This window comes from Pseudomonas sp. 14P_5.3_Bac1 (assembly GCF_025466135.1).
Taxonomy (GTDB): Bacteria; Pseudomonadota; Gammaproteobacteria; order Pseudomonadales; family Pseudomonadaceae; genus Aquipseudomonas.
In genome coordinates this window covers 1-7,606 of the sequence record NZ_JANLOF010000053.1, presented here as the reverse complement: position 1 = coordinate 7,606, position 7,606 = coordinate 1, and the positions used below count along the sequence as shown (strand labels likewise).

General features: G+C 62.5%; 6 protein-coding genes. 4 read left to right on the top strand and 2 right to left on the bottom strand.

Annotated elements, in window-relative coordinates:
• The first annotated feature begins 159 nt into the window (after nucleotides 1–159).
• From NTD89_RS11665 to NTD89_RS11650, 4 genes are all read left to right on the top strand, one after another.
• Nucleotides 160–1,449 carry a M18 family aminopeptidase gene (locus NTD89_RS11665; protein WP_145158799.1) on the top strand — a complete coding sequence of 430 codons (1,290 nt, stop codon included), beginning with the start codon at nucleotides 160–162 and terminating at the stop codon, nucleotides 1,447–1,449.
• 244 nt (nucleotides 1,450–1,693) lie between these two features.
• The gene (locus NTD89_RS11660; RefSeq protein ID WP_178119653.1) at nucleotides 1,694–1,870 is read left to right on the top strand and encodes a hypothetical protein; all 177 of its coding nucleotides are present in this window, start codon (nucleotides 1,694–1,696) and stop codon (nucleotides 1,868–1,870) included.
• Between the two features lie 72 nt (nucleotides 1,871–1,942).
• Complete coding sequence (locus NTD89_RS11655; protein ID WP_145158801.1) at nucleotides 1,943–4,108, top strand: mechanosensitive ion channel family protein; 2,166 nt, start codon at nucleotides 1,943–1,945, stop codon at nucleotides 4,106–4,108.
• A gap of 16 nt (nucleotides 4,109–4,124) precedes the next feature.
• On the top strand, nucleotides 4,125–5,471 hold the full coding sequence (locus tag NTD89_RS11650) for an amidohydrolase (protein ID WP_262207753.1): 1,347 nt from the start codon (nucleotides 4,125–4,127) through the stop codon (nucleotides 5,469–5,471).
• Nucleotides 5,472–5,521: 50 nt separating this feature from the next.
• Here NTD89_RS11650 and NTD89_RS11645 read toward each other — a convergent pair whose 3' ends face one another.
• Together NTD89_RS11645 and NTD89_RS11640 are read right to left on the bottom strand one after the other, a co-directional pair.
• Nucleotides 5,522–5,746: an MbtH family protein gene (locus NTD89_RS11645; protein ID WP_028617283.1), complete on the bottom strand. Its 225-nt coding sequence runs from the start codon at nucleotides 5,744–5,746 to the stop codon at nucleotides 5,522–5,524.
• A gap of 83 nt (nucleotides 5,747–5,829) precedes the next feature.
• A complete protein-coding gene (locus tag NTD89_RS11640; protein ID WP_262207750.1) occupies nucleotides 5,830–7,242 on the bottom strand; it encodes an aspartate aminotransferase family protein in 1,413 nt (470 codons plus the stop codon).
• Between the last annotated feature and the right edge of the window lie 364 nt (nucleotides 7,243–7,606).

Sequence of the window (7,606 nt, the reverse complement as noted above, 5' to 3'; positions counted from 1 at the left end):
TACTAGAGCGCCGTGGTGCCCACACCGCGCCGGCCACACCCCCCCCCCCCCCCCCAAGCCAGCTCCCACAGTCGTTTTGAGTTGTGCTCAAGCAGGTAGCTTCACTTCAAATGTGGAGCCAATACGGTAAACTCCGCGCATTGCTGTCTGGAGCTATTTATGCGCGAAGCGTTGAATCAAGGCCTGATCGACTTCCTCAAGGCCTCCCCTACTCCTTTTCATGCCACTGCCGCCCTCGCCCAGCGCCTGGAAGCGGCCGGTTACCAGCGTCTCGACGAGCGCGAAACCTGGACCACCGAGGCCAACGGTCGTTACTACGTGACCCGTAACGATTCGTCGATCATCGCCTTCAAGCTCGGCCGCCACTCGCCGCTGCAAGGCGGGATTCGCCTGGTCGGCGCCCACACCGACAGCCCGTGCCTGCGCGTCAAGCCCCAGCCGGAGCTGCAACGCCAGGGCTTCTGGCAGTTGGGCGTGGAAGTCTACGGCGGCGCGCTGCTGGCGCCGTGGTTCGACCGCGACCTGTCGCTGGCCGGCCGCGTGACCTTCCGCCGTGACGGCAAAGTCGAAAGCCAACTGATCGACTTCAAGCTGCCCATCGCGATCATCCCCAACCTGGCCATTCACCTGAACCGTGAAGCCAACCAGGGCTGGGCGATCAATGCGCAGACCGAGCTGCCGCCGATCCTCGCGCAATTTGCCGGTGACGAACGCGTGGACTTTCGCGCCGTGCTCACCGAGCAACTGGCGCGCGAACATGGTTTGAACGCCGACGTGGTGCTCGACTACGAGCTGAGCTTCTACGACACCCAAAGCGCCGCGGTGATTGGCCTCAATGGTGACTTCATCGCCGGTGCGCGCCTGGACAACCTGCTGTCGTGCTACGCCGGCCTGCAAGCCTTGCTCACCAGCGAAACCGACGAAACCTGTGTGCTGGTGTGCAACGACCATGAAGAAGTCGGCTCCTGCTCGGCGTGCGGTGCCGATGGCCCGATGCTGGAACAGACATTGCGCCGCCTGTTGCCTGAGGGTGATGAATTCGTACGCACCATTCAGAAATCACTCTTGGTGTCGGCGGACAATGCTCACGGCGTGCACCCAAACTACGCCGAGAAACACGACGCCAACCACGGCCCGAAACTCAACGCGGGCCCGGTGATCAAGGTCAACAGCAACCAGCGCTACGCCACCAACAGCGAAACCGCCGGCTTCTTCCGCCACCTGTGCATGGCCCAGGAAGTGCCGGTGCAGAGCTTCGTGGTGCGCAGCGACATGGGCTGCGGCTCGACCATCGGCCCGATCACCGCCAGCCACCTGGGCGTGCGCACGGTGGACATCGGCCTGCCGACGTTTGCCATGCACTCGATCCGTGAGCTGTGCGGCAGCCATGACCTGGCGCATTTGGTGAAGGTGCTCGGTGCGTTTTACGCGAGCCACGATCTGCCCTGATGTCGGGGCGCGACCATCGCAGGCAACCCGCGCCCCACTTGATCTGTAAATACAGTCAAATGTGGGAGCGGGCTCGCCCGCGAAGGCGGTCCATCAGTGGGCAGATTCAGTCCCTGACACCGCATATTCGGGGGCAAGCCCCCTCCCACATTCAGTTGTGGGTACACATGACCTGCATCATCTGCACTTTCCATAATCCGACCTAGACTTGTCAGTATTCCCACTCTGACAAGGCCGTCGCCCTATGATCTCCATGTCCTCCTTCCACGCCATGCTCATCCCGATCCTCATCGGCATGATCCTGCTGGCCGTCGGCTTCAACTTTCGCGACAAGCCGGTCGGCGTGTTTGGCATGTGGATTGGTATGCTGCTGATCCTCGGCACCGTGGTTTACAAGATCCTCGCCAAACTGGCGGAATGACAAATGCACTCGCATTGGGCATAACGGCCTCGTACACTCGGTCAATTCGTCGTTTTCAAGGTTGACCGCCTCGTGCTCTCGCGTCTTTTTGCTCTGCCCTGTTACTGCCTGATTGCCCTGCTGATGTTGCTGCCGATAGCGCCTGCCCAAGCCGTGAGCTTGCCCGGCCTGCTCGGCAGCGCCAACAAGACTCAACCCCAGGCCGATGTGCCGCTGGGGCAGTCGCTGGACGAGGTGATCAAGACCCTCGAAAACGACCAGCAGCGCACCCAGCTGTTGAGCGACCTGAAGAAACTGCGCGAAGCCACGCAAAAAGCCCAACCCGCCGCTGAACAAGGCGTGCTCGGGTTGATCGGCAGCACGCTGTCCGACCTCGAACAGCAGTTCTCCGGCGCCGACAGCCCGGTGCAACGCTGGTCCAACGAGGTCGAACTGGCCAAGGATGAACTGGGCGCCCTGATGCTGCCCGCCAGTGAATGGCTGCCGATCATCTTCGGTTTTGCCGTGATCCTGGCGGTGTGGAGCCTGCTGGCCGCCGCGCTGATCTGGCTCAGCCACCGTCTACGCGAACGTTTCGGCCTGCCCGAAGAACTGCCGCAACACCCGCGCACCTGGGACATGCTGCGCTTCGCCCTGCGCAAGTTGGGGCCGTGGCTGATCGCGCTGGTGATCACGGTGTACCTGAGTTACGCCCTGCCTTCTTCGCTGGGCAAATCCCTGGCGATGGTGCTGGCTTACGCGTTAGTGGTCGGCACCTGCTTCTCGGCCATCTGCGTGATTGCCTTCTCCGTACTCGACGGCCCGCACCGCCACCGGGCGCTGTATATCCTGCGTCACCAAGCCTTCCGTCCATTGTGGTGGATCGGCAGTTTCGCCGCTTTTGGCGAAGCCCTGAGCGACCCACGGCTGGTAACGGCCCTGGGCCAGCATCTGGCCCACACGGCGGCGACGGTCGCCAATGTGATGGCGGCGCTGTCCACCGGCGTGTTTATCCTGCGTTTTCGCCGGCCGATCGCGCACCTGATCCGCAACCAGCCGCTGTCGCGGCGCCTTACGCGCCGTGCCCTCACCGATACCCTGTCGATCATCGGCACCTTCTGGTATTTGCCGGCATTGTTGCTGGTGGGCATTTCATTGTTCGCCACCTTCCTGTCCGCCGGCGACACCAGCACCGCCTTGCGCCAGTCATTGTTGTGCACGGTGTTGCTGGTGTTGTGCATGGTCATCAACGGCCTGGTGCGCCGCCATGCGCTCAAGCCACAACGCGGGCACAAGCGCCACGCGCTGTACTCCGATCGCCTGAAAAGCTTCGTGTATACCCTGGCTCACTTAGTGGTGTGGCTGGTGTTTATCGAACTCGGCCTGCGCGTATGGGGCCTGTCGATGATTCGCTTTACCGAAGGCGACGGCCATGAAATCAGCGTCAAGCTGTTTGGCCTTGGCGGCACGCTGTTGTTTGCCTGGCTGATCTGGATCCTCAGCGACACCGCCATCCACCACGCCCTGACCCGCTCGCGCAAAGGCCTCGCGAACGCGCGTGCGCAGACGATGATGCCGTTGATCCGCAACGTGCTGTTTGTGACCATTTTCATCATCGCCGCCATCGTGGCGCTGGCGAACATGGGCATGAACGTTACGCCGCTGCTGGCCGGTGCCGGTGTGATCGGTATTGCCATCGGTTTTGGTGCACAGTCGCTGGTGGCGGACTTGATCACCGGCCTGTTCATCATCATCGAAGACTCGCTGGCCATCGACGACTACGTGGATGTCGGCGGCCACCTTGGCACCGTCGAAGGCCTGACCATCCGCACCGTGCGCCTGCGCGACATCGACGGCATCGTGCACACCATTCCGTTCAGCGAAATCAAGAGCATCAAAAACTACTCGCGGGAATTTGGCTACGCGATCTTCCGCGTGGCGATCCCCTACAACATGGAAATCGACGACGCGATCAAGTTGATGCGCGACGTCGGCCAGAAAATGCGCAACGACCCACTGCAACGCCGCAACATCTGGTCGCCGCTGGAGATTCAGGGCGTGGAAAGCTTTGAGTCCGGCAGTGCGATCCTGCGGGCGCGGTTCAAGACCGCGCCGATCAAGCAGTGGGAAGTGTCGCGGGCGTTCAACCTGGCGCTCAAGCGTCAGCTGGATGAAGCCGGGCTCGACCTGGCGACGCCGCGCTTGAGTGTGCAGGTGGTCACTGCCGGCACCGTGCAGGAGAAAGAACCACAACAATAAAGAGGGAGAGGTAGTTATGCGTTTGAACGGTCTGACACACCCATGGGTTTTCGGAATGCTCTGCGGGCTAGCCAGCAGTGCAGTGATTGCCGCCAGCAGCGGCCAGGAGAGCGCCAGGGAGGAAATCGCCGCGCAGGCAAAAATCCTTGAACCGGCGTTACTGGAAACCCGCCGCGATATCCACGCCCACCCCGAACTGGGCAACACCGAAACCCGCACCGCCGAGCTGGTCGCCAAGCAACTGCGCGCGTTGGGCCTTGAGGTAACAACCGGCGTGGCGCGTACCGGCGTCGTCGCGATCTTGAAGGGCGCCCTGCCCGGCCCAACCGTGGCCCTGCGCGCGGACATGGATGCGTTACCGGTCAAGGAAGTCTCGGACTTGCCGTTCGCCTCCACAGCCAAGGGCACCTACCTGGGCAAGGAAGTCGACGTGATGCACGCCTGCGGCCACGACGCCCACACCGCGATCCTGCTGAGCACGGCGAAGATTCTCACCGGCATGCGCGACCGTCTGCCGGGCTCGGTGGTGTTTTACTTCCAGCCGGCCGAAGAAGGCCCAAGCGACTTTATCCCCGACGGCAAAAACACCTGGGGCGCGAAGATGATGGTGCAGGAAGGCGTGATGCAAGCGCCCAAGCCCGACGCGGTATTCGGCCTGCACGTGTGGGCCGGCGTGCCTGCCGGGCAAATCGCCTACCGCCCGGGCCCGACCCTGGCCAGCTCCGATGACCTGCGCATCAAGATCCTCGGCAAACAGACCCACGCTGGCCGCCCTTGGGACGGCATCGACCCGATCACCGTCGGCGCGCAGACCATTGTCGGCCTGCAAACCGTGGTCAGCCGTCGCACCGACATCTCGTCATTTCCATCGGTGGTGAGCATTGGCACCATCAACGGCGGCACGCGCTACAACATCATTCCCGAGTCGGTGGACATGAGCGGCACCATTCGCTCCTACGACTACGGCATTCGTCAGAAGCTGCACGCCGACGTGCGCCAGACGGTAGAGAAAATCGCCGAGAGTGGCGGCGCCAAGGCCGAAGTCACGATCATCGAGAAGTACGACCCGACCATCAATAACCCGGCGCTGACCGAGAGCATGCTGCCAAGCCTGCGCTGGGCGGCCAAGGATGATGTGGTGCAGGCCCCATTGGTGGGCGGCGCGGAGGACTTTTCGTTCTATGCCAAGCAAGCGCCGGGGTTGTTTGTGTTTCTGGGGGTGACGCCAAGGGATCAGGACATGAGCAAAGCGGCGCCGAATCATAATCCGGGCTTCTTTGTGGATGAGTCGGCGCTGGTGGTGGGGGTACGGACGTTGGCTTCGTTGGCGACGGATTACCTGTACACCAACCCACCGCAATAACGCTTTATGTGGGAGCGGGCTTGCCCGCTCCCACATTGGATTGCAGCGTGTCAGCCCGCCAGCGCAGCGCCATCCATCTTCTGGCGCAGGCTCAGCGGGCGCATGTCGGTCCAGACTTCCTCGATGTAAGCCAGGCACTCTTTTTTCATGCCGCTCTTGCCCACGGTGCGCCAGCCTTCCGGCACGGCCTTGTAGTCGGGCCAGATGGAATACTGCTCTTCGTGGTTGACCACTACCTGAAACAGGATGTCGTCGCGGTCAAATACTGAGGTCATTGCTGTTCTCCATCGCTCATAGAACTGGCTGCGCACCACGCGCAGCGCCGATATCTGTAGAAACGTACCAAGCGTGCGAAAAATTAGAGGTTGGCGACCGCTGCCGCCAGGGCGCGGCCAAAGATCTCGGCAACGCGGTCGATTTCGGCGGCGGTGATCACCAGCGGCGGCAGGAAGCGCACCACACTGCCGTGCCGGCCGCCCAGCTCCAGAATCAGCCCACGCTTGAGGCATTCGCGCTGCACCAGCGGCGCCAGTTGGCGATGCACAGGCGGATGGCCCTGGATATCGACGGCGCCGCTCGGGTCGACCAGTTCCACGCCGAGCATCAGCCCACGTCCACGAATATCCCCCAACTGCGGGAAGTCGCGCTGCAGAATGCGCAGGTGCTCGCCAAGGCGTTCGCCCATGACGGCGGCGTGGCCGGCCAGGTCGTGTTGCTTGAGGTAGCGCATCACCGCCGAGCCCGCCGCCATCGCCATCTGGTTGCCACGGAATGTTCCGGCGTGTGCACCCGGCAACCAAGTGTCGAGCCAGTCGCGATACACCACCACCGCCAGCGGCAAGCTGCCGCCGATGGCTTTGGACATCACCACCACGTCCGGGATGATGCCGGCGTGCTCGAAGGCAAACATCTTGCCGGTGCGCCCGAAGCCGCTCTGGATCTCATCGACGATCAGCGCCACACCGGCTTGCTCGGTGATGCGGCGCAGGCCGCGCAGCCAGTCGAGATCGGCCGGGATCACGCCACCTTCACCCTGCACCACTTCGACAATCACTGCCGCCGGCAACAACACGCCGGCTTCCGGGTCATTGAGCAGGTTTTCCAGGTAATGCAGGTTGACCCGCACGCCTTCGGCGCCGCCCAGGCCGAAGGGGCAACGGTAGTCGTAAGGGTAAGGCAGAAATTGCACGCCATTGCCGAGCAAAGCGCCCAAGGGCTTTTTCGGCCCCAGGCTGCCCATCAGGCTCAGCGCGCCTTGGCTCATGCCGTGATAACCGCCCTGGAAAGACAACACGGTGCTGCGCCCGGTGGCGGTGCGCACCAGCTTCAGTGCGGCTTCGACGGCATCGGTGCCGGTGGGGCCACAGAACTGAATTTTCGCTTCACGTGCCAGTTCGGTCGGCAGCAAGCCGAACAGGTCTTGCACGAACTGGTCTTTCACCGGAGTGGTCAGGTCGAGGGTGTGCAGCGGCAGTTCGTCGCTCAGAACCTGCTGAATGGCTTCGATCACCACCGGGTGGTTGTGGCCCAACGCCAGGGTGCCAGCGCCGGCCAGGCAGTCGATGAAACGACGGCCTTCAACGTCTTCCACATAGATGCCCTTGGCGCGCTTGAGCGCCAGGGGGATACGCCGAGGGTAGCTGCGGGCGTTGGACTCCTGCTGGCGTTGGCGGGCCAGTATCGGGGTTTCTTCGAATTGGTAGAGTGTTTCTGCGCACGCCGGGCTGGCGTGCACCGGGGCGTCTTCGATACGGCTGGTAGCGACTGACATCTCTCGATCCCTCAATACGCGGGTGGGGTGACCAAACTGGCGATCCGCGCGCGCGCGGATTTCATGTTCTGGAGACGCACCAGGCGGTGGGGGATTTAGGCTTGTTGTGGTTTTTTGAGGTGGGGCATATCCGGTTTTTTGGTGATGGCGGGCAGGGTTTCGCCCTTACGGCGGCCTAGTGGTTAGATCAAAAGCGAAAGCGAGGCGGCCTGATTCTGGAAGCTGGGACTCAATCAAAGGTGGGAGCTGGCTTGCCTGCGATGGCATTAACCCGGTGTACCTGATGGACCGAGGTGCCTGCATCGCAGGAAAGCCAGCTCCCACAGAAAAGCACAGCAGTGCGGTGCTGGCAGTTGAACTCGGT

Bases quoted from the DNA above. Each gene is read 5' to 3' on its own strand.
- NTD89_RS11660 (WP_178119653.1), top strand. From the start codon at position 1,694: ATGATCTCCATGTCCTCCTTCCACGCCATGCTCATCCCGATCCTCATC.
- NTD89_RS11645 (WP_028617283.1), bottom strand. From the start codon at position 5,746: ATGACCTCAGTATTTGACCGCGACGACATCCTGTTTCAGGTAGTGGTC.
- NTD89_RS11650 (WP_262207753.1), top strand. From the start codon at position 4,125: ATGCGTTTGAACGGTCTGACACACCCATGGGTTTTCGGAATGCTCTGC.
- NTD89_RS11640 (WP_262207750.1), bottom strand. From the start codon at position 7,242: ATGTCAGTCGCTACCAGCCGTATCGAAGACGCCCCGGTGCACGCCAGC.
- NTD89_RS11665 (WP_145158799.1), top strand. From the start codon at position 160: ATGCGCGAAGCGTTGAATCAAGGCCTGATCGACTTCCTCAAGGCCTCC.